Annotated in this window: 20 protein-coding genes; 8 read left to right on the plus strand and 12 right to left on the minus strand. The window is 54.7% G+C overall.

Annotation, left to right across the window (positions count from 1 at the left end; translation table 11 throughout):
* Positions 1 to 358: 358 nt before the first annotated feature.
* Positions 359 to 1,357: an ACP S-malonyltransferase gene (gene fabD / locus RBB81_RS07010; RefSeq protein WP_353073188.1), complete on the minus strand. Its 999-nt coding sequence runs from the start codon at positions 1,355 to 1,357 to the stop codon at positions 359 to 361.
* A 131-nt stretch (positions 1,358 to 1,488) separates the two neighbouring features.
* Here fabD and RBB81_RS07015 point away from each other — a divergent pair, with 131 nt between their 5' ends.
* Positions 1,489 to 1,926, plus strand: a complete 438-nt coding sequence (locus tag RBB81_RS07015) for a universal stress protein (RefSeq protein WP_183790220.1) — start codon at positions 1,489 to 1,491, stop codon at positions 1,924 to 1,926.
* Between the two features lie 167 nt (positions 1,927 to 2,093).
* Here the strand turns inward: RBB81_RS07015 and RBB81_RS07020 are convergent, their stop codons facing one another.
* The 6 genes from RBB81_RS07020 to RBB81_RS07045 form a co-directional block, all read right to left on the minus strand.
* Positions 2,094 to 2,450, minus strand: coding sequence for a hypothetical protein (locus tag RBB81_RS07020; protein WP_183790218.1), 357 nt, complete (start codon positions 2,448 to 2,450; stop codon positions 2,094 to 2,096).
* Positions 2,451 to 2,730: 280 nt separating this feature from the next.
* Positions 2,731 to 3,390 carry a DUF4230 domain-containing protein gene (locus RBB81_RS07025; protein WP_353073189.1) on the minus strand — a complete coding sequence of 220 codons (660 nt, stop codon included), beginning with the start codon at positions 3,388 to 3,390 and terminating at the stop codon, positions 2,731 to 2,733.
* Positions 3,391 to 3,565: 175 nt separating this feature from the next.
* Positions 3,566 to 5,803, minus strand: coding sequence for a S9 family peptidase (locus tag RBB81_RS07030; protein WP_353073190.1), 2,238 nt, complete (start codon positions 5,801 to 5,803; stop codon positions 3,566 to 3,568).
* Positions 5,804 to 6,264: 461 nt separating this feature from the next.
* Positions 6,265 to 7,908: a CTP synthase gene (locus RBB81_RS07035; protein ID WP_353073191.1), complete on the minus strand. Its 1,644-nt coding sequence runs from the start codon at positions 7,906 to 7,908 to the stop codon at positions 6,265 to 6,267.
* Between the two features lie 154 nt (positions 7,909 to 8,062).
* Entirely contained in the window at positions 8,063 to 9,217 is a 1,155-nt protein-coding gene (locus RBB81_RS07040) for a carboxypeptidase-like regulatory domain-containing protein (protein ID WP_183790212.1), read from the minus strand.
* Positions 9,218 to 9,466: 249 nt separating this feature from the next.
* A complete protein-coding gene (locus RBB81_RS07045) occupies positions 9,467 to 10,138 on the minus strand; it encodes an NAD-dependent epimerase/dehydratase family protein (RefSeq protein ID WP_353073192.1) in 672 nt (223 codons plus the stop codon).
* A gap of 510 nt (positions 10,139 to 10,648) precedes the next feature.
* Here RBB81_RS07045 and RBB81_RS07050 point away from each other — a divergent pair.
* From RBB81_RS07050 to RBB81_RS07065, 4 genes are all read left to right on the plus strand, one after another.
* On the plus strand, positions 10,649 to 11,416 hold the full coding sequence (locus RBB81_RS07050; RefSeq protein ID WP_353073193.1) for a methyltransferase domain-containing protein: 768 nt from the start codon (positions 10,649 to 10,651) through the stop codon (positions 11,414 to 11,416).
* A 317-nt stretch (positions 11,417 to 11,733) separates the two neighbouring features.
* Complete coding sequence (locus RBB81_RS07055) at positions 11,734 to 12,147, plus strand: YraN family protein (protein ID WP_353073194.1); 414 nt, start codon at positions 11,734 to 11,736, stop codon at positions 12,145 to 12,147.
* Positions 12,147 to 12,647: a DinB family protein gene (locus RBB81_RS07060; RefSeq protein WP_353073195.1), complete on the plus strand. Its 501-nt coding sequence runs from the start codon at positions 12,147 to 12,149 to the stop codon at positions 12,645 to 12,647. Before RBB81_RS07055 ends, RBB81_RS07060 begins: the two co-directional genes overlap by 1 nt.
* 69 nt (positions 12,648 to 12,716) lie before the next feature.
* Complete coding sequence (locus tag RBB81_RS07065; protein ID WP_179581289.1) at positions 12,717 to 13,211, plus strand: hypothetical protein; 495 nt, start codon at positions 12,717 to 12,719, stop codon at positions 13,209 to 13,211.
* Between the two features lie 185 nt (positions 13,212 to 13,396).
* Here RBB81_RS07065 and RBB81_RS07070 read toward each other — a convergent pair whose 3' ends face one another.
* The gene (locus RBB81_RS07070) at positions 13,397 to 13,615 is read right to left on the minus strand and encodes a hypothetical protein (RefSeq protein WP_353073196.1); all 219 of its coding nucleotides are present in this window, start codon (positions 13,613 to 13,615) and stop codon (positions 13,397 to 13,399) included.
* Positions 13,616 to 13,735: 120 nt separating this feature from the next.
* On the opposite strand from RBB81_RS07070, the gene RBB81_RS07075 reads away from it, so the two are divergent.
* Positions 13,736 to 14,965 carry a GumC family protein gene (locus tag RBB81_RS07075; protein ID WP_353073197.1) on the plus strand — a complete coding sequence of 410 codons (1,230 nt, stop codon included), beginning with the start codon at positions 13,736 to 13,738 and terminating at the stop codon, positions 14,963 to 14,965.
* A 90-nt stretch (positions 14,966 to 15,055) separates the two neighbouring features.
* Here RBB81_RS07075 and RBB81_RS07080 read toward each other — a convergent pair whose 3' ends face one another.
* From RBB81_RS07080 to RBB81_RS07090, 3 genes are all read right to left on the minus strand, one after another.
* Positions 15,056 to 16,222: a glycosyltransferase gene (locus RBB81_RS07080; protein ID WP_353073198.1), complete on the minus strand. Its 1,167-nt coding sequence runs from the start codon at positions 16,220 to 16,222 to the stop codon at positions 15,056 to 15,058.
* A gap of 46 nt (positions 16,223 to 16,268) precedes the next feature.
* Positions 16,269 to 17,612 carry a hypothetical protein gene (locus RBB81_RS07085; RefSeq protein ID WP_353073199.1) on the minus strand — a complete coding sequence of 448 codons (1,344 nt, stop codon included), beginning with the start codon at positions 17,610 to 17,612 and terminating at the stop codon, positions 16,269 to 16,271.
* Positions 17,613 to 17,703: 91 nt separating this feature from the next.
* The gene (locus tag RBB81_RS07090) at positions 17,704 to 18,693 is read right to left on the minus strand and encodes a glycosyltransferase family 2 protein (RefSeq protein WP_353073200.1); all 990 of its coding nucleotides are present in this window, start codon (positions 18,691 to 18,693) and stop codon (positions 17,704 to 17,706) included.
* 268 nt (positions 18,694 to 18,961) lie between these two features.
* On the opposite strand from RBB81_RS07090, the gene RBB81_RS07095 reads away from it, so the two are divergent.
* Both RBB81_RS07095 and RBB81_RS07100 read left to right on the plus strand, forming a co-directional pair.
* Positions 18,962 to 19,816, plus strand: coding sequence for a glycosyltransferase (locus tag RBB81_RS07095; RefSeq protein ID WP_353073201.1), 855 nt, complete (start codon positions 18,962 to 18,964; stop codon positions 19,814 to 19,816).
* A gap of 250 nt (positions 19,817 to 20,066) precedes the next feature.
* A complete protein-coding gene (locus RBB81_RS07100) occupies positions 20,067 to 21,029 on the plus strand; it encodes a glycosyltransferase family A protein (protein WP_353073202.1) in 963 nt (320 codons plus the stop codon).
* Here RBB81_RS07100 and RBB81_RS07105 read toward each other — a convergent pair.
* Positions 21,026 to 22,315 carry a lipopolysaccharide biosynthesis protein gene (locus RBB81_RS07105; protein WP_353073203.1) on the minus strand — a complete coding sequence of 430 codons (1,290 nt, stop codon included), beginning with the start codon at positions 22,313 to 22,315 and terminating at the stop codon, positions 21,026 to 21,028. The two genes, RBB81_RS07100 and RBB81_RS07105, sit on opposite strands and share 4 nt — an antisense overlap.
* Between the last annotated feature and the right edge of the window lie 28 nt (positions 22,316 to 22,343).

The raw sequence follows: 22,343 nt of genomic DNA on the forward strand, positions 1-22,343 counted from the left end.
AATGCCGATCCGTCTGCAAGGGCAAGCAGAAACATCGCGGGTCCTAAGCCCACATAAAACGGTGAAGAAAAAAAGCTCGGGGTCAGCAGCACTCCCAATATGCCCAATCCCCCAACAGTAGCTAGCGCAAGACTACCCCATCGCGGCGTAATCAAAGTAAGCAGGGCAGCTGGTAGGAGTAGCGGAACCATCGCAAGTGACAGGTATACGCCTGGGAGATCAGTTTGATTTACATGATGAAATCCAAAGCTGATCCCCGGCATGAGGAAAAGGCTATATAACGCTATGGTCGCAGGAATGAGAAAACGAAATAGCAAAATCATACGATAAGGTGTCGGCACTCTGGAAGAACTGTATTTCAAGCGAGCGAAGCAAGGGTTTTTTTGAGGGAGGCGGAGTCTTCGACGTGGGAGGTTTTTTGGGTGCGGTCGATTTGGCGCATCAGGCCGGAGAGGACCTTGCTGGGGCCTACTTCGATGAAGTGGGTTGCGCCCTGGGCAATGAGGAGCTGGATGCACTCGACCCAGCGGACGGAGCCGGTGACCTGGCGGATGAGGCAGTCGGGGACGTCGGTGCGGCTGGTGAGGAGGCGGGCGTCGACGTTGGCGGCGACGGGGAAGGCGGGGTCGTTGAAGGTGACGGTTTTGAGGTCGGCGGCGAGGGCGTCCTGCGCGGGCTGCATGAGGGCGCAGTGGAAGGGAGCGCTGACGTGGAGGATGACGGTGCGCTTGGCTCCGGCGGCCTTGCAGAGGTCGGCGGCGAGATGAACGGCTCCGGAGGCTCCTGAGATGACGGTCTGGTCGGGGGAGTTGAGATTGGCGGGGGAGACAACGGCCAGATTCGCGTTGAAGGTTTTGGCGTCGGGCATGGTGGGGAGCGGGGTGAGCTGGTCGGTGACCTGGGAACAGACCTCGGAGATGAGGGTTGAGGAGAGGCCCAGGATGGCGGCCATGGCGCCTTCTCCGGCGGGGACGGCCTGCTGCATGTAACGGCCACGGGATCGGACAGTGCGGACGGCGTCGGCGAAGGAGAGGGTGCCGGCGGCAACGTGGGCGGAGTATTCGCCGAGGGAGTGACCGGCGGCGAAGGCGGGACCGGGGATGCCTTTTTCGGCAAGGACTTCCGTAAAGACACGGGCGGCGGCTACGGAGGCGGTGAGGATGGCGGGCTGGGTGTGCTCGGTGAGTTTGAGCTGGTCTTCGGGGCCTTCGAAGATGAGTTTGGAGAGAGGGAAGGCGAGGGCCTCGTCGGCCTCGTCGAAGACGGCGCGGGCGGTGGGGAAGTTGTCGTGGAGATCACGGCCCATGCCGACGGTTTGTGAACCCTGGCCGGGGAAGAGGAAAGCTAGTTTAGTCATCGTGATTATCGTAAATCAGGGTGCAGATTATTCGCTTTATTGCAATTAGGGCTTATGTGCGCTGGAACACAACTATTTCGGTGCCAATCTCCGTTCGCGAGTATCTGAATAGATGGCGGAAGGAAAAAGTTATGTTCAAGAAAATTGCGGTGGCATTTGATGAGTCGCCCGAGGCTGGCAGGGCGTTTCATTCTGCGTTGGATCTGGCGAAGTTCAGTTCGGCGACGCTTCATCTGATAACGGTGATTGAAGGCTTTCCGGCGTATATGAGCTACGTTGCGTCGGTGGCTCCTGATGTGCCTTTGTTGTTGAAGAATGAGAAACGGAGTTTTTATTCGGACTTGCAGGGTAAGGCGAGGGCGGAGGCTGATCGGGCCGGGGTCAGTCTTTTTCTGGAGCTGACCGAAGGAGATGTTGTCGGCGAGTTGTTACGTTTGATCGAGGGGATCAGGCCTGACCTGCTGGCGATTGGGCTTCGCCATGACCATGGCATAGCGGGCCGCCTGATGGGTGGGACGGCGCATCAGATTGCGGCCCATGCGAAGTGCAACCTGCTGGGGGTTCACTGAAGGGATTGTGGGGTTGCGGGGGTCGGCAGGGTGTGAGTGTGGCTTGGCAATGAGTGAAGAGGTTGGAGGAAAGGGACCTGCGGTTTGGGTGGGGCGGAGTTCGTCGGGATCCTTCGCTGCACTCAGGATGACAGCAAGGGGCTGATACGAATTTCAGACTCAGGAGACTAGATGCCGAGGCCGAAGTCTACGTCCTGCTCGTCGCCGGAGTGGGCGTAGAAGTCGTAGGGGGTGCGGCGGTTGAACTTGTAGCGCTGGCGTAGCTCGCGGCCAACAAAGAGGCCCAGAGCTACGGCACCGAGGCCGGCGGAGATCCAGCCTACGGTCTTGATGAGGGTCGATTCTGCGTCACCCTCATCCTCTCGCGCGAGGCGGGGGAAGGGGAGCGGAGCGGTGACGGGGACGTCCTCGGATTGAGAGTCTTCAGGCCTCGATTTGGAGCGGAACATCATGCTTTGAATGATATCGCAGGTTCGTCGGTGGTTGAGAGAACCGGCGGTTGAGAGGTGCTGCTTCAGTGGCATTGACTGATTGGACGCCTTTGGGCGAATAAAGTTGCTGCAAGTGGTGGGTTGGGGGCAAAAGCAACAGAAGGCAATGGCAACGGCAAAAGGAACCGCAGCGGCAACGGCAAAAGCAACCGCAGATCCCCTTCGGGGATGACAACAAGAACTGCAACCGCAACTGCAACGGGCAACTGTAACGGCGGCGGCTACGATGGCGGCAACGCGGTTGGCGGTAGGGGGTTTTAGGAGACGTCGACGTGGTTGACGCAGAGCGCGCTTCGATCTTGAGTGGCTTGGGTTAGGTGACGTCGACCTGGTGGAAGCCGAGGCTGTAGAGCAGGGTGGTGACGGTGGCGCGGCCGTTCTTGCGGGCGGTGTCGAGGATGCCGTCGGCGAGGGCGGACTGCTGGAGCTGCTGCTCGGCCTTGGCGCGGGTGTCGGACTCGAGGTTCTGGTCGACGGGAACGAGGAGGCCGGTGGAGCGGGCGTAGACGCGGGTGTGCTGGTTGTCGAGGGTGGTGACGAAGAGTTGAGAGGCGGGGAGGGTGACGTGAATGGATTGGCCGTTGTTGTCGATGCGGACGTCTTCGGGTTTTAGTTGCGAGAGATCGATGCCGGCTATGGACTGACCGTGGACGACGAGGAGGAGGCGATCTCCGGCGAGGAGGTCTGGGAGGACGGTGCTGGATTTGGAGCCTTCGACTACGGTGTCGATGGAATAGACGACGGTTTCGAGGCGGTTGAGACGCTGAATGCGCTGGACTACGGCGGGAACGGAGGTGTCGAAGGTGGTGGTGCGGCCGGTGATGGCGGTTGCGGCGCGGGCGAAGATGCCGGTGGTTGCGTGGCGCAGGAACACGGCCAGGGCGGCTGCGCCAAGGATCAACGAGAGCAGGACGACGAAGAAGGTGCCGGAGGATCTGCGTTCTGAACCGTATGAGCCGTATTGGGTAGTCATGTTGTTTGGATGCTACTACGTGGGGTGGTAACTATTGGCGGGTGAGGGGATGATTGGCGAGAGCAGAACATACCAGGACCCTTCGCTGCGCTCAGGATGACGGCTAAAAAACTGAAGCACGACTACCTGCAACCGCAACGACAATGTAACTGCGATCTCAGCGGTTGGGGTGGGGTCAGGGTTTTAGGTAGGTTTCGAAGTGCCAGAGGATGCGGTTGAAGAGCTCGTCGCGGGCCGTGGGGCCGGCGATAGAGTGAGTTTTGCGGGGGAAGAGCTGGAGGTCGTAGGGGATGCCGGCTTCGATGAGGGGCTGGATGAATTGGATCGTGTTGGCCATGTGGACGTTGTCGTCGCCGGTACCCTGGGCTATGAGGAGATGGCCTTTGAGCTTGGCGGCGTTGGTGGTGGGGGAGTCGTCTTTGTAGGTGGCGGCGTTGTCGGAGGGGAGGCCGAGGTAGCGCTCGGTGTAGATGGAGTCGTAGTTGCGCCAGTCGGTGACGGGGGCTACGGCTACGCCGGCGCGGATGCGGTCGGTGTGGGTCATGGTGTAGAGGGTGAAGGTGCCGCCCCAGCTCCAGCCCCACCAACCGATGCGCTTGGGGTCGAGTTGCGGATATTGGGTGAGGATCTGGTCGAGCGCGGCCATCTGGTCGGCGAACTGGACGGGGCCGAAGTTGCGGTAGGCGGCCTGCTGGAAGTCGCGTCCGCGGCCTCCGCTGCCGCGGGTGTCGATGTCGAGGATCGCGAAGCCGTGCTGGGCGAGGAGCTCGTTGAAGATCTGGGTGGCGCTCCATGAGTTGCGGATGCTGCTTTCGGGGGTGGGTCCGTTATAGGGGTTGAGGATGAGGGGAATGGAGACGGATGTGGGAGTTGTCGAGGACGGAAGGGTGAGACGGCCGTAGAGCTTGGTCTTTCCGTCGGCGGCGGTGACGGAGACGATGTCACTGGTGACGGTTTTGGCGGGAGGAAGGGGTTTCGACTTCCAGATGGGAGAGCAGTTTCGAGTGACGTTGCAGAGGCTGATGACGGGCGGGGTGATGGCGTCGCTGTAGTAGTCGCTGAAGTGGGCGCCGTCTGGAGAGGTCTTTGTGCCGTGAGTGCCGCGACCCGCGGTGAGCTGATCTTTTGAGCTGCCATCGAGTTTGATAGACCAGAGATTGTCTTCGAGTGGGGAGCTTTCGTTGGAGGTGTAGAAGACGGTGTTGGATTTCTGGTCGATGCTGTTGACGTACTCGACTTCGTAGTCGCCCTGGGTGAGTTGGCGGGTGAGGGTGGCGTCGGCGGCGAGGGGATGGTGTTCGTCGAAGCTGTAGAGGTAGAGGTGGGTGTGGCCGTCGCGCCAGCTTTCGACGAGGAAGCGGCCGCCGGAGAGGATGTTGAGGTCAGTGCTGAAGTCGAGATACTTGGCGTCGTTGTCGGTGTAGACGAGGCGGGTTTTGCCGGAGCGAGTGTCGGCGAAGTAAAGATTGAGGTGCTGCTGGTCGCGGGTGAGGACCTCGAGATAGATGGTGTTGGGGTCGACCCAGCCGAAGCGGGGGATGTAGTCGTTGTTGGGGCTGAAGGGGACTTCGATGAATTTGGTCTTGCCGCCTTTGGCGGAGACGATGCCGACGCGGACGGCGGGATTGGGGTCGCCGGGCTGGGGGTAGCGCTGGTTGTCGATGGTGGCGTGGGTGGGGATCCAGTCGTTGATGGGGTACTGGGGGACCTTGGCCTCGTTCATCTGGAGGTAGGCGATGGATTTGGAGTCGGGTGACCAGAAGTAGTTGCTGCGGACGTCGAGCTCTTCGAGGTAGACCCAGTCGACTTCGCCGTTGAGGAGAGTGTCTGTGGTGTCGCGGGTGAGGGCAGTCTCTTTGCCGGTGCTGGCGACGGGGTGGACGTAGAGGTTGTGATTGTGGAGGTAGGAGACGGATTTTGCGTCGGGGGAGAATTTGGGGTCGTCGCCGGAGCCCTCGTGAGTGTCGACTATCATGGTGCCGTTGCCTGCGGCGATGTCGTAGAGCCAGAGGCGACCACCGTTGTCGAGCAGGAGGTGTTTGGAGTCGGCGGCCCAGATGTAGGCGGACATGCCGTAACGGGCGCGATGGTCAGCGTCTTTCTCGTTGACGTCGGCGGCGGAGAGTTTGCTGAGCTGCTCGGCTGTGGCGAGGACGCTGGCGTGGCCTGTGGCGGCGTCAATTTGGATGATGTCGCCTGCCTTGCCGGGGGTGCTTGCTTCGGGTTCATCGACGATGAAGGTGAGGAGCTTGCCGTCGGGGCTCCAGTCGATTCCGTGGGGAGCGCGGCCGGTGAGGTTTTTGTTCGCGTCGGCGATGGTGCGGATGCCGGGATCGGTGGTGGTGGGAGTCTGAGCTATGGCGCAAGAGGCCGAAAGGCCGAAGAGGAGAGCAACTCGCAAAGAGACGGGCATGATTGCGACAAGTCTACAGACATGGGAGCAGCAGGCCAAACCTGATTTGATTTGGTAAGTGGGTCAACTTGCAATGCACGTACTCCAAGCTTGTAGGACTTTCTCTTGCCTCTTGCCTCTTGCCTCTTGCTCCTCTGCTGAGAGCCTGAGATCATGTCTCCATGCCCTCAGGAGGAATTGATCACTACTCCTATCTCATCGATAAGCGACATCGGCCTCTGCTTATCGGGATTTTCTTATTGCTACTTGCAGTTGCAGAAACGCTGACAGGACAAAGCCTAGCGGGCTATGGTCGGACGGTCACCCGTGCAGAAAATCCTAATCAGTTCTGGTGGAGCGTCGGAATTTCGTGTGCCGCTGGCCTCTTAGGTATCGCCATCTTTCTCTATCAGAATTCAAACTGATTCAGCAACTCTGATTGCAAAGAAGAGCGAAGCCCTCGGGAGTGATTCGTTGTCTTATTACAGAGTTTCCATGCTGGAGGAGGTTGAGACCTCGTGCTGCATGGCGAGGCGGTTCTGGTAGCTGGCGGCGATGAAGTCGCGGAAGAGCGGGTGCGGCTCGAGGGGCTTGGATTTGAACTCGGGGTGGAACTGGCAGCCCAGGAAGAAGGGGTGTGTGGGGATCTCTACGATCTCGACGTAGGTTGCGTCGGGCGTGGTGCCGGTGAGGCGAAGGCCGGCGCCGGTGAGGATGGCTTCGTACTCGCGGTTGAACTCGTAGCGATGGCGGTGGCGTTCGCTGATCTCGGTCTTGCCGTAGGCGTGGGCGGCGAGAGAGTCGGGCTCCATGACGCAGTCCCAGGCTCCGAGGCGCATAGTGCCGCCCATCTCTTCGACGCCGGTTAGCTCGCGGAGTTTGTAGATGATGCGATAGGGGGTGGCGGGGTCGAACTCGCCGGAGTTGGCGTCCTTGAGGCCGCAGACGTTGCGGGCGTACTCGATGCAGGCGGTCTGCATGCCGAGGCAGATGCCGAAGTAAGGGACGGCCTCTTCGCGTGCGTAGCGGATGGCGTTGAGCATGCCTTCGATGCCGCGTTTGCCGAAGCCGCCCGGGACGAGGATGCCGTCGAAGCCCTGGAGCTGGGCGGCATAGTCGGGAGTTTCGAGGCCTTCGGCTTCGAGCCAGGTGACGCGGAGCTTGAGATTGTGGGCGAGGGCGCCGTGGACGAGAGCTTCTTTGAGGGATTTGTAGGAGTCTTCGTACTCGACGTACTTGCCGACGATGGCGATGGAGACTTCATCTTTGGGGTGGTAGGCGCGGCGGACGATGTCCTGCCACTTGGATAGATCGGGCGTCTTGGTTTCGATGCGGAGGTACTTGAGAGCGAGGGTGTCTACGCCTTCTGCCGCGAAGGTGAGGGGGACCTCGTAGATGCTGGCGACGTCGCGGGCAGCGATAACGGCGGGTTCTTCGACGTTGCAGAAGAGGGCGATCTTGTTGCGCATCTCGCGGGGGACGGCGCGGTCGGAGCGGCAGAGGAGGATGTCGGGCTGGATGCCGATGGAAAGCATCTCCTTGACGGAGTGCTGGGTGGGCTTGGTCTTGAGTTCCTGCGCGGCGGCGATCCAGGGGATGAGGGTGACGTGGACGAAGCAGGTGTTTTCGCGTCCGAGGTCCTGGCGCATCTGGCGGATGGCTTCGAGGAAGGGGAGGGACTCAATGTCTCCGACGGTCCCGCCGATCTCGACGATGGCTACTTCGCAGTCCGCTGCGACCTTGCGCATGGCGTTCTTGATCTCATTGGTGACGTGGGGGATGACCTGGACAGTCTTGCCGAGGTAGTCGCCGCGGCGTTCCTTGGTGATGATCTGCTCGTAGATGCGGCCGGTGGTTAGGTTGTTGTCGCGGGTGAGCTTCGCGTGGGTGAAGCGCTCGTAGTGGCCGAGGTCGAGGTCGGTTTCGGCGCCGTCGTCGGTGACGAAGACTTCGCCGTGCTGGAAGGGCGACATGGTGCCGGGATCGACGTTGAGGTAGGGGTCAAACTTCATGAGGTTGACCTTGATGCCACGAGCTTCGAGCAGGCAACCAATAGAGGCTGCGGCGAGACCCTTGCCGAGCGAAGACACGACTCCGCCAGTTACGAAGATGTACTTTGCAGACATGTCCGCGACCTCTTTGTATGTATTTGAAGTTTGTGCAGGATGGGCACGGTTAAGTATCGCAGGGTCCGCGCTTGGAAGCAATGGGTTGACTTTTTGAGGGGAAGTCAGGTTGAGTCATGGCCTCGTCGGCGGCCGGCGTGCTCTTGTTCTGCTTTCAGGGGATGGGGTTTTTTGGGACTCCGCGCGAGATTTTTTTGATCAGGAACTCCTGGATGAGAGAGGAGGCCGCGCCTGAGGCCGTGTCGATGAGCGCGTTCCTGATCGTGAGTCCTGCACCGTTGCGATCGCTGGCTGGGTAATAAAGGTTCGAAAGGCCAGCAGAGGCGAAGTTGCCCAGGATGAAGGAGTAGTTTGGCTGCCAGTGGCCATTGTCGCCTTTGCAGATGAAGGCAGTGGACATGGCGTAGAGCGCGCGGGAGCGAATGGTTCCGGTGCCCTTGTAGAAGTAGCGCGGGTCTTGGTGGAAGACCGACGGAAGGATTGCGTTGCCGATCATGTTGCCGATGAAGCCGTCGCCGTAGGAGGCCCCGAAGCGTCTGAAGTAGCCTGCTGTGCCCTGGCCGTAGCCGCTGAAGGTGTTCTGGGACTGCTCAACGCCAGCGATGATTGCAGGGATTGCGATGGATACGGGATCGTAGGCAGTCCTCCAGGCCAGGCGGAACTTCTGGCCGGAGCTGAGAGGGACTGCATCCCAGGTGTACGAGACGTAGAAGTTGGGGAAGACGCCGAGGACGCGCTGTTTTTCTTCGAGCGATACCTGCTCCTCGGCTATGTCGTGGCGTGTGAAGTTGACGTCGACGTTTGTCGTGGCGGAGGAGAGTTGCAGCATGATCGTCGGCAGCTCGTAGAGCTGGCCTTTTTGGAGGACAAGGGCGGAGGAGACCCAATTCGCAAAGCCGGTTGAGACGACCGCTATCTTGAAGGTGCCGGGGTTGACGTCGGTGAAGTTGAAGGAGCCGGTTGAGTCTGTCGCGATCGCGCGCTGGGGTCTCGAGTCGATGAACTGGATCGAGACGAGAGCGCCTTCAACCTGGGCTCCGCTGGGGTCTACTACGGTTCCTGTGATGCTGCCGGCGGATTGCTGGTCGGATAGGATGAAGTTTGCAGATTGCTGTTCGGGTGCGTCTGGTAGTTCGTCGTGAGCGGGGCTGAGTGTGGCGACCTGACGGGTTGTGCCTGGTGGGGTCGAGTTGATCGGATACGAGAATGGCGCGAGGTCGGATTGGAGGGGAAGCGTCTGCGCACGGGCATACGTACTGAACATCGCGCACAGCAGGGTGGTCAGGAGAAAGGGGCCCGTATTACGCATAACGTGCATATCAGTTACGTTTCCAATTGTAGAGACCCACGCGGAATGTTTCATGGAAAGCATAGGGTGAGGAGCCGATTTCGCCGACCTGATTGATCTTGGTCGTTTGATGGTCGATCCCACAATCACCCATCGGTCCAATCACTCGGATCGTCTCGGACAGAATTCGTTGCAGCATTCGATTCAATATCACTCTTAGAGTTTGCAACAGTCGCACGGTTGCACCCCGGTTGATTTCGAATGACTTGCTCAGAGGGTGGTTCCGAGGGTGTTAATGTCTTTGGATTCAAGGACGGATCGAGGGAAGCCTTGTTTGGCCACCAGAAGCATGGCGCGGCCGACCTGCTCCGTGGTGCCGATCTGTTTGGGAAATATGCTTTTCATGACGGGGAGGATCGGTTTCAGGACGGAGTAAAAGACGCGGTACAACTTCGTCTTGGAGACGATGCCATGAAGTGGTTGAACGAATCCGATGCGGAACATGAATGCGGCTTTGAAGGGGAGCTTGAGGAGGTCGTTTTCGGTTCTGCCTTTGACGCGGGCCCACATGGTGGAACCGCGCTCGGTGCCGTCGGTTCCCGATCCTGAGACGTAGATGAAGGTCATGGAGGGGTTGAGCTTTGCAAGAGTTGTTGCAGCGGCGAGGGTGAGGTCGTGCGTGACGCGGGCGTATTGGGCCTCGGACATGCCCGAGGATGTGACGCCCAGGCAGAAGAAACAGGCGTCGAAGCCGGTGAGGTCGGCTTCGATGGTGGAGTAATCGAAGAGATCGCTATGAACGAGTTCCCGGAGCTTGGGGTCATGCTGGCCGGTGGGCGTGCGTCCGATGGTGAGGACCTGCTTTACGTCGGGGTCGAGGAGACACTCGCGGAGAGCGCCCTGACCGACCATGCCCGTTGCGCCGAAGATAATTACGTTCATCCGTTTGCCTCAGTTCGAACATTGCATAGTTTTGGATCCGGCGCGATCGATCGACGGTATGTTGTGAAGAGTGTCGATGGTTCCATGCTACAGGCATGGTTGGAGGGACGCGGATTCGCTACTTAGGTGACTGCAGGACAGGGGAAGGGGGATTGAGGATGTTCGGCTTTGTGGCGCCAAGCCATCAGGAGATTGGTTTTGGCTGACAGGGCTGGGCTGATTTGAGCGGTCGCCCGATTTCCAGTCGTGGCCCATCGAGAAACAAGAGACTCCGAGGAGGAAGAGCGGCCTAGGTGACCGTTGGTCTTTATGGGGCCCGCACGTTGGTGCGGAAGGCTATTTATGTGGTACGAGCGCAAGGATGGGACGCTGACCGAATTGGAACCACATATGCTTCAGCATGACTAATTTCAAGCTCTAATTGCGAGAAGAGCTGTTTTTCGCTGTCGGTCCATCTGACGGTTAACGTATAACTGAGAGAGATGGCCGGTCGCGTCCTGCGGAATTTAAATGGAGTTTTTGATGGGCGTTTCTATATTTAGTCGTGCTGCAAATAAGGCTCGGATAGTGCTTCAAGGTCGCGTTTCCTGTTTCAAATTGGCCGTTTTGCTCGTTAAAGGAAAGAAAGGCCTAGAGATCGGAGGCCCGAGTGCAGTATTTCGTGACAAGTACAGTCCGCTGCCAATTTATGGGGAGTTGGATTCTCTGGATAATTGCGACATTGCGCGCTCAACAACTTGGGGGACTCATTCCGATAGCTACATATTTGCCCCGCACAAACATGCAGGCAAGAACATATTCTGCGATGGCTCGGATCTGTCCGTTGTGTCTAATGAGAGTTATGATTTTGTCTTGTCCTCTCACAATCTTGAGCATTTCGCAAATCCGGTTAAGGCCTTGAAAGAGTGGCAACGGGTCACTCGACCGGGTGGCTCACTGATTTTAGTTCTTCCAAATTACACCTTGACCTTTGACCATCGGCGACAGCCAACACCGGTAAGTCACATGATTGAAGATTTCGATCGCAACACTCAAGAGGACGACCTCACCCACTTACCCGAGATTTTACGGGCACACGATCTAGGTATGGACTTGCCCGCTGGTACGCCAGAGGAATTTCGGGCGCGTTCGCTGAACAACTTTAGCAACCGCTGTCTCCATCATCACGTGTTCGACGAAGCCAACAGTCAAGAACTGCTCACCCAGGTAGGAATGGAAGTGCTTGCAGTTGATCTCGCACTTCCCCACCACATCTTCTTGTTGGCACGGCGACCGTGACTTCAGAGTCACGGCATAGATCATTTTTGATTCTGTGCACGTGACCGGTCGCCTATTTGCGATTGCTTCACCCTAGAATTGGTTGCATAAATGGGTACGACCTCAAGAGAAGAAAATAATGCTCTCGATGCGTTCCATGTGAATGTCACTTCTGGTTTTTGGGGCCCGAAAATGGGTGCGGGGAAGGGAACGCCATCCTTAGAGATGAGATTCCGTAGTCCAAGTATTCTCCTTGGAGGTGGTAGCTGAAATCATATATTAGGGAACGGACAACAACTACGATATGGATTGATATCCAGGCATGGGCGCTGCGAAGGATGGACTCGCTGCCTGCGCGGCGGACGGGCCAAAGAGGTATTCCGGTGCATCTCGTCACCGGGGAGCAGGGAGAGAGGGAGGCCCTGTTTCATCTACGGAAGTTGGGATATACGGTTGTGGCTCAGAGGTGGAAGAGCGCGAAGTTATGGGGGGATATCGACCTGGTGGGGTGGGACGGGCCGACGTTGTGCTTTGTCGAGGTGAAGACGCGAGGTGCAAGGGGTGGGATGACGGCTGAGTCGGCCGTGGACCGGGACAAGCGAGATATGCTGCGGAGGATGGCGCGCGCGTACCTGAAGGGATTTCCAGAGAAGTTGAGGGTTGATGTTCCGGTGAGGTTCGATGTGGTGTCGGTATACTTGCTGCCAACCGGAACTGAGTTCGAACTGTATCGGGGGGCGTTTGGATGGTGATGTATGCGCAAGAGTCGGATGTTGCGGCGCTGGATTCAGTCGAGTTGAGCGAGCGGCTCTCGGCAGTGGTGCGCGAGTCGATGCCGTGGCTGGTGACGGTCTCCGACGCTGAGGCGAGCGTACCGGAACGGCCGGGCAAGTGGAGCGCGAAGCAGGTGATCGGGCATCTTATCGATTCAGCGGTGAACAACCTGGGTAGAGTCATCCGATTACAGATTGGGACGGGGCAGAGTATGCCAGGTTATGAGCAGGTGGCGTGGGTGAATCTGCAGCACTATTCCGAACGCGAATGGGCGCAGGTACTGGCGCTCTGGGTTGCGTTGAATGAGCATATGGCGTGGACGGTTGGTCATATCGAAAAGGCTCATCTCGGAGATGTTGGATCGGTTGCAGGGGAGTCTTTGACCCTCGGGTTTCTGATCGAGGACTACATCGCACATATGCTGCATCACTTGCGACTCATGCGGGTATGGATGGGAATCGGCGATAAGGTGGAGTAGTCGTCCAAAAACGGATGGAGCCGGTGTCTAATACACTTGATCTGTTTTGATCTAGAAGGATGAGGGACTATGACGCTGCTGAATGCACCGGATTTCGATAGCCGTCGCGAGACACGAAACCGTAATTTGTTGATTGCTTTTGGGGTTCTTATTCTGCTGTTGGTCGTGTCGGGGGTGGGTGGTTTTCTGTTAGGACATGGGTGGTTCTTTTCTAACCTTCCGGCCGAGCATAAGGTGAGCAACTTTTTCAGCGCACTCGAGACCCAGGACTTTGGCAAGGCGTTTGCGATTTATACAAACGACCCGGACTGGCAACAACATCCCGAACGTCACGCGGACTATCCGCTGAAGAGATTTACCGAAGACTGGACAAGCGCGAGCCCCGTAGGTGAACCGATTCGTTCCCACCATGTTGATATCTCGAAGACAGATGGGACGGGGCCGTTTGGAAGCGGGATTATTGTCGCGGTGAGGGTGAATGGCGACCACAAGCTCTTTATGTGGTACGAGCGCAAGGATGGAACGCTGACCGAACCCGCACCGCATATTCTTCAGTATGACTAGGTTCAACTCTAATTGGGAGGAGGCTGTTTTCTTAGTCGGTTCATTTGTCATTTGACGGCTAACGTATAACTAAGAGAGGGTTCTTCCGAGAGCCAACACCGGTCGACCACATGATTGACAATTTTAGGTCTCCACGCCAAAGAGGAACGACCTCTCCACTTACCCGAGGTTTTACGGCACACCACTTAAAGTATGGACTTGTTGGCGAGTACGCCAGAGGAATTTCGGCGGGTTCGCTGAACAACTTTAGCAATCGCTATCTCTATCGTCACGTGTTCGCCGAAGCCAACAGTCGAGAATTGCTCATCCAGGTAGGGATGGAGGTCCTTGCGGTTGATATTGCACTTCGCCGCATCTTCTTGCTGGCACGACGATCGCGACTTCACCGCTGCGGCATGTGTCATTTTCGATCCTGTGCGCCGACCGGTCGCCTGTTTGTGATTGCTTCAAAGCAGGCGCTGGGGCAAGTCATCTAGTTTAAGAGAGTTTTTCAAGTTCGTCGATGGGTTAGGATAGATCGGTACATGGATACTGTTGCGCAAGCGAACGATCAGATTCATCAAACGCCGCTCTCTAACGACGAGGAGGTCTTTGATCTTCTCGATATTCTGCTGGTGCTGACGCGCAACCGTCGAATGATTGGTCTCGCGACGCTCGTCTCGCTCATAGCAGGGATTGTACTCTCGCTTCTGTTAAAGCCTAGTTTTACCGCCACGGCAATCATACTCCCCCCACAGCAGTCTTCTTCTTCTTCAGCATTGCTAGGACAATTGGGTTCGCTCGCCTCGCTCGGAGGAGGGTCCGCCGCCTCACTCGGACTCAAGACTCCTGGCGATATGTATGTGGGCATCCTTCAAAGTCGTACGATCGCAGATGATGTTATTGCCAAGTTTAACCTCCGAGATATTTACAAAGAGAAAAAAGCTGAAGATACGCGTAAGGCGCTAAAGTCACACACGGAGATTGAAGTCGGCAAAGACGGTCTTATCAGGATTTCTGTGACTGACCACGACCCCAATCGGGCGAGTGACATCACCAATGGCTATGTAAGTGAACTATACAAAATGAACTCTCATCTCGCCATCACCGAAGCTGCGCAGCGCCGGGTGTTCTTTGACGAGCAGTTAGATAGCGAGAAGAAGGCCCTTGCGGCTGCCGAAGAGGATTTGCGTGTAACAGAGCAAAAGACCGGTTTGATTCAACTGAGTGGGCAAGCTCAAATGATTATTCAGACAATTGCTCAACTTCGGGCGGAAATTGCGAGCCGCGAGGTGCAATTGCAGTCGATAAGAACGTTTGCCACGGATCAAAACCCTGAAGTAGCGGTCCTAACCGGCGAGATATCAACTATGCGCCAGCAATTGGCCAAGTTGGAGAATGACCAACAGCGACAGGTGCAACCCGGAAATACGCCCGCGGGGCGAATTCCTGAAGATAGCCTAGAGTACGCACGCAAACTTCGAGAAGTGAAATATCACGAAACCCTTTTCGACCTACTTTCGCGCCAATATGAAGCGGCTCGTATCGACGAAGCAAAGTCTGCACCCGTTATTCAAGTTGTCGATTACGCAGTACCTCCCGACAAGCGGTCCGGTCCAAAACGAGCGTTAATTCTCGCAGTTTTTATCGCTGTCGGTTTCGGCCTCGCTTCCGCGAAAGTTTTCGTCGAGGATGCTATCCGTCGGGTGCAGCAAATACCGACGCAAGCAGCCAAAATGCAGGATCTCTTCTCACAATTTCGCAGGAAATATTGAGGTTATCTTTTTCGGTTTGTAACGCCGATCAGATCGAATTGCAGAAATGGAAGTAATTTTTGAACGCAGAGCCCGATGCTTGCAGTGGAGTCAAATTTCGCAGGTGCTAGGGGTTCGATGAGAAAGAGTTTTGTTGGGACGACGGCCGAGAAGGTGGCAATAGAGCTCTGAAAGCTGTATGGCAACCTCGCTCCAATCTTTTCCCAACTTAACACTGTGTGCGCGCTCTGTTCTTCCCATAGCAGCGAGAATCCCGCGTTCAATATCTTGCGAGTCACCCGGATCAACGTATTGCGCGTTTTCTCCAAGAAGTTCGTGAGTGCCTCCGCATTGAGAGGACACAATAGCGCATCCTTCACCGTAAGCCTCGAGATCCACAAGTGAAGACACCTCGAACCAACTCGCAGACACATGAACTCTAGAGCGCCGCATATACCTTAGCGTTTCGGCGTGAGAGAGTCCTGCTAGATATTTAGAACTAGATCTCGCGATTCGAGATTTAAATTCGCGGCAGTATTGTCTGTGATTTAGATTTTCTTTTCCAATAAAAACACCTGACAGTCCTAATTGCTCTAAGGCTTCTAGGATTTTGATTTGATTCTTGCGTGCTTCGATTCTTCCAACGACGCAAACTTCTAAGTCACGATGTCCTTCGTTCTTGGCTGCCGTGCCAGGCGGACTCGATTCACATCCATTGCGGATACAAACGAAATGATTGCTTTCCAATTCGCCAAAATCCTTGGCGATATCGATTCGCTCTTTCTTGGACAAAATTTGAATAAGGTTTGCGTTAGATAAAAGAGCGCGTTGAATTTCATAAACTCCACGGCGCATCACGGTCCACGTAGGTTTAATAAGCTGAGGACTTTCGGCGCAGCGAATCATGCTTCGCAGCAATTCCAGTTGTGGGAAGCGGAGATTACCTGATACTAAACCGACAACTCCGCCTCTTCCTTCTCTCTCATATCGATTCACTTCCTGATAAGAGTGGTGAATGGTGGACAAAACGATCGGTTTACCAGCTCTTTTCGCGGAGAGGTAGTATGCGAATGCATCGACCGGGCGGTCGATATTTGTTAAGTGCACAATATCGTATTCGGTAAAGTCTTCCTTGAAATCGACTATGACCTTACCTGCAAATGGGACTGCAGTGGATCTCTCGATTCGCTGCCCCGCATCGATGTAGGCCTGAATCTGATAGAGATCTCCTCCAGGTTGTTTGAAGGCATCAATTCGCATTGGGTAGGCGATTTTCATAACGCTTAGGGGATACAAAGCTGTTCCTCGTTTAGGGTCCAATCAATTAGCCCATTAATTGATTTATTTTTCGTCCGTCAGGTATCTGGGCAATAGACCTAGAGATAACTGAATTTGCTGCGCCGATGCGAGCCATGAGCGCGAGTAGCACCCACATCGGAGGAAAAGTAATATCTGGTCCACTTAAAACTAAGTCGATGAACAATGCTAGGCTAGCCCATCCTACCCAGTAGGTAGTGCGCGCCGCATTTCGTGTAAGTTGGAACGCCAATATTGCGAAAAGACAAATTCCTATCACGCCGGTATTGCTTGTTATAGCGGCGAACAGACTAGATGGTCGATTGCTTCCTAGACCTACACCGAGACCATAGGTTTGAATGGTCAATAGTAGGGAGTATAGGTCGGCTGTAGTTCGAAAGACGAATGATAAGCTGTCCGATTTATCGACGGTTTGCACGAGTAAGGACTGCCGCAGTGGAGAGACGATTATTGCGGCAAGTGAACCTAAACCAACGAGTGCCAAAATCGATATCTGTTTGAATGTTGCTTTTTTGATATACCATGGGAATTCATAGAGCTTACTGTTAAGCATCAAGAGAAACGCCACGATTATTACTGCTGCAACCGCCGAACTAGATCGCACCATGGCGAGAGCCAGGAAAACAAAAAGCAAAGATGCAAACTTTCGCTCTCGATTGAGCACGCGAGCAAGTAGGCCTCCAGTAAACATCGCCAGCACGGCGCCAGCAAGGGATGGTTCACTAAACGTGCCCATGACTCGCGAGTCCCAATTTTGTAAATCGATATTCGTGATGTAGTAACTAGGGTTATTTGCGAAAAAGGAGGACGGAAATGCAACCCCCACCCTCTGGCAGATAAACTGGATGAGTATTATCGTCAACAAGAAATAGAAGGAAGCCCAGTAAGACGTTAAAAATTTTGCGGGGTCCGCCTTTAGTTTACTGGCAGATAGAACAACGCAACCCTGCACTCCTAGGTATGCAGCCTGTGCTACGTTGCCCAGGCCAAACTGAAGCGGTGATTGGCGAAAAAAATCAACTCCGACCTTGGGGTCGTAGACCGGTACGCCACGAAAAATCAACGGAAGGATGAAAGCCGATCCCACACCAATTACACAGAAAAGCAAAAGCGGGAGTTTGCCTCGGAATACGGTTGGGGAAACACCACCGAAGGAACGGTCCAAGAAAGTACGCAGGATGAAACAACATGCGACGAAATAGTACGGCTGTATTCCAAGAGTTCCGATGTTGATGATAGATCCAGCTTGAAATAGCGACGAGAAAATAAGCAACGAAAAAAGCTTGTCGGACGATCTTACGCCACAATATATGGTGGCAATAAGGAACACGGTACCTAAAGGAGTAAGCATTAGACGAGCCAGTCTTTTCGCAGGTAAAGCAACTCCCGCGCGTCAGATCCAATAGTTTTAACGCCAGTACGTTTCCGAGTCGAGGTTCCGTTCATAGTCGAAGGAGGAACTGCAGGTGGTTTAGTTTGCCAGTTCGTCTGATCCCATGACGGAGCAAGTTGATATTTCGTCGCTGCCACGACTCCTTCGGTAATGTTGTCATCGACACCAATGCTCTTCTGTCTGCCTCGTCAAGTCTAGTCCCAAATATCTTCAGGAAGGCCTCCGCCTGGAGCGCAGCAGCCGTAAGCCACATTTCCAATTCTGGATCGCTTCGAAGTCTCCGTAGCCGCTGAATCCAAGACAATCCACCGCCGGCGCCAACCACGTTATGTCTATGCTGGCGATATGTAACAGTTTGGTCGCGTAGGGGTTGCAGCACACCGAAAGCGGCGGCAATCAGCGCCGACCAATAATCATGCATCATGACGTCGTCGACCGGAACCGGAATCGCTAAGTCGATAAGTGCACGATTGGCTATCATGGTACATCCGGTGACCAAATTTTGCGCCAGTAAGTTTCTGAAACTGGCTTTTTCGGGCCGGACTCCTGCTCTTCTCCAATGTGATTGGGATAGAATGGTGCCGTCGCTGGAAGCGATCTTCATGTCGGTATAGATGAGAATGGGAATGTCTGACCCGCATTGCATTTCCACTTGCATCAACCGCTCCATGCAACGGGCTAGCTTATCTGATCTCCAGACATCATCCTGGTCGCAGAACGCGATGTAGTCAGCGGTGGAGCGCCGCATGAGGGCGGCAAAGTTGTTGCAGGGGCCCATTCTTTTGGGATTCCGCTCCCAAAGCAACTTCCCTGGATATTCAGTTGCGTAGCGATCGAGGATATTGAGCGTGTCGTCGATGGAACCGTCGTCATTTACGAGGACTCGAAAATTTGTCCATGTTTGTACGAACAAGGAGTCGAGCTGCTCGGCAAGAAACGTCTCTCCATTATAGGTAGCCAATAAGACGTCGATCCGGGGAGAATTCTGGGGACCACGTTTCAAACTTATTGGATCTACTTGACTGCTTTTAGCGCTCACCTTCTTAATCCTCGTCCAGTGTTGCTGCCAAAGTGTTTCTTGTCTGCCATGTGGTTTAAGTCTAATTTACGAAATAGGCCGTGGGCCGACGACCGTCCTAAGAGATCCGCGAATGCAATATTTGTGTGACTTCTGTCGGCTCTTCAAAAGACCATGGAATGCATTATAGTGCACACTCGCGGCCAGCTAGAATCAGCACCCGTAGTTGCAGACTCTTGCAAGTTGTTGAAAACCTTCGCCATTTTTGATTGGGATATATAATGGCCACGTGCTTCCGATTCAAGTTCAATGTGTGATTGTCTTATATAAAAACACACCGGCAGAATCGAAAACGATCCAATCCATTGTGAATTGTTGCAAGCGGCGGAGCGATCTTGCCGAACAACTTTCGATCTTAATTTACGACAATTCTCCTTACCCACAACAAACGTCTCCAACGAACTTGCCTTTCTTGGCTACAGAATATCGCCACGACGGTCAGAACGGAGGCCTTGTGGCCGCCTACAATTACGCGTTGCGTAGAGCTCAACAACGCAAAATCAGTTGGTTGATTGTTTTGGACCAGGACACCGTGGTAGAGGATTGTTTTTTCCCGGCTCTGCTAAAGGAACTTGTCGCATTGTCAACACCCAATGTTTGCGCCGTGGTGCCGAAGTTAACGCGCGATGGCGTGATGTTATCTCCTCAAGTGGTCGGAAAATTCTGGAACAAATCAATTCCATTTGAATTCTCAGGGATATCTGATAAGCATTTGACGGCACTTAACTCCGCTGCCTGTCTGCGAATCGACGCTCTAGTTAAGATCGGAGGTTTTCCTCTAGAGTATCGGTTGGACTATTTGGACCACGTCATATTTCATCGCTTGCAGTCAGCCGGTGGCCGAATAGTTGTGTTGGACGTCACCATCCAACACTGTCTCTCGTCTATGAATTTAGAGGCAGAGATGAGCATCGAGCGTTACGTGAGTATGCTTTCTGCGGAGTGGAGTTTTGTCAAGGAAACTGAGTGGGGAGGCGGCACACTCGTTCACCGACTTAGGCTGTGGAAGCGGGCAGTCGTCCTCTTCGTAAAAGTTCGCAATCGGCGCTATGCGCTTCAAACACTGAAATACAGCCTCAGATAAGCTCATGTTCTTGTGAGATCTGCGGAGTACTTGTGACCATTAATTTCGTTACGCACGTGAGGTTCGTTCGTGAACGATTGATAGCTCAGCACAAAGCAAGACGCTTTACCAGAGGAGCGACTGCCGAGCCGTCTCATACTATGCAAGCGCCTAGTTTTTCGTGGCTCCGAAAACGTATGGAGTTCAGCGTATAATTGAGGCAATTCTATGGAGAGCAAATCCTCCTATTAAGAGAGCCTAGGATTCACGCTTGGAACCCTTTGCTAAAACACATGATTACCCAATTGGCGTAGTCATTCCTACGTATAACCGTATCGATACACTTCTGATTTGCCTCAAGCATCTTGAGGTGCAAACGTGGAAAGACTTCGAAGTCATCGTCGTTGATGATGGCTCGATGGATTCGACCGCCCAAGTGATGAAGGAGTATCAAGCTCAGGCGCCGTTTCCGTTTCGTTTTCTAACCCAACCCAACGGTGGTCCGGCCCGTGCCCGCAACCGAGCGATACGAGAACTTAATGCGACGGCCTGCCTTCTTCTTGGAGACGACATTTTTGCGTCGCCCGATCTTGTGCGTCTGCATTGTGAGCACCACCGTTCCCATCCGGAGACAAATGCTGCCGCTGTCGGCTTAACGCGCTGGAGCGCAGAGGGCCAGACTGTTACTCCGTTCATGCGATGGCTTGACCGCGATGGTGCGCAGTTCGCATACGGAGATCTGTTGCGTGGAGTGTCCCCTTCGTGGGAACATTTTTATACAAGCAATTTGTCGTTGAAGACTGATCAACTGCGGCGCCATCCGTTTGACGAGCGGTTTCGATGGGCAGCCATGGAGGATATCGAGTTGGGATATCGCCTCGCGATAGAGAAAGAGCTTGTAATGTCGTTTCTGCCCGATGCTGTTGCCGAACACCTTCATCCGACCAGCTTTCGTCAAGCATGTCGCCGCATGGTTGGGCTAGGGGCAAGTGCCCATTTATTGGGTGAGATATGGCCAGAACATCGAATAAAGTCAGTCAGTCCTATTAAACTGAAGCTTCGATCCCTGTTGCAGCAAGCATGGGTGCTAGCACGACTTACCGACGCAGCAGATTTATTGACTCATATCTGTGTTCCCAATCCACTGATGGAAAGGGTTCTCTCGCTGCACAGCACCTTGGGCTATCAGCAGGCTGCTCAACGTGCCAACTCTTCTTCACTGCCAACTCCTTAGACGCTCGACACAGCCTGACGAGGTTGCGCTCCAGACAATCCATAGGCCATTACGTAGATATGCGTAAGCAAAGGACCAAATGCAGAGAGCAGCGAGAAGAAGACCGCATCGTGTGTTGTCCGTACTCCATGTATCACGATGAAGAGAATCTGGCCCGAGAGCGTCAAGGTTATTTCAAGGATGGTTCCGCTCCAGAACACCCACTTTCTGGCGCGATTCATGATCCAGATCAAGATTGAAAGGTAATTTATTGATCCAGTGAGCATCGCCCATCCCACAACATCGCGCAGGCCTTCATACTTCGAACCGAGCAGCCATAACACGGGACCAGGCGCTGCGAAGGCCAGCACCACAATCGGCGTACATGCAAGCAGTGCAATTAGGATCAGAGTGATGTAGCGAGAGAGTACCTTATCAGCCGGTAGCCTCGCCATCGCGGGTTCTACCACGACCGTGTTGAAGATTGTAAGAATGCTGAATATTTGACTGAGCCGACCTAACGCTGATATTTGGGCGATGCTGACGCTTTGGCCGAAAATCCCGATCAGAAATACCGAACTCTGTAACTGGAAAGCTGCGAAGACGAGAGCCGGGATCGCTGGCAGAACGTATCGCATTACTTCACGATCGATCTTTGGGTCATCTTTCTCTGGCCACTCGACATGCGCGTGCGATACCCTCTGCAGTATCTCGCCATTGAGCGTAATGTTGAAGGCGGTTGCGATAGCAGCTGTCCACCCATTTAGTGCTCCAGCGATACGCATTATCCAAAATACGGCGAGACGCCCTATAGCAGAAAGTGTCTGCGGGACATAAAAGTCTTTGAGGCGTCCGTACAGGAAGAGTGGCGCCGAGTAATAGGACACCTTGCCGCCCGAATATACGGACAACAATACTGAACCCATCAATAGAACTTCCGAGACCCACGGCCATCTATGCCTGCGCATGATGGCAAAGAAGGCAATCATGGCGATGGGCGAAAGTATCCAGAAGGTGCGGTCACGCAGGTGCTTTGCCGCGCGAACATATTTGCCGACCAATACCTTGTCACCGCTTCGAGCACCCACTAGGGGAATGATCGTGCTGGTAAAGCCGAGATCCATCAGCAGGCCAACCGTCTGTTGAAATCCGGCGGCAAGACCGAACTGGGCATAAGCTTCGGTGCTCATAGTGCGAACGAGGTAAAGCCCCGCCAAAATGTTCACTCCTTGTAGAAGTCCTTGCCCCAAGAAGAAGGTAGTCAAGAGTTTTGAAATTCGATGTCCGCTCTTCCATACGCTGTTCATAGGATCGGATTGTTCGGACGAGGATTGG

The sequence above is a fragment of the Tunturibacter gelidoferens genome (genome assembly GCF_040358255.1).
Lineage (GTDB): Bacteria > Acidobacteriota > Terriglobia > Terriglobales > Acidobacteriaceae > Edaphobacter > Edaphobacter gelidiferens.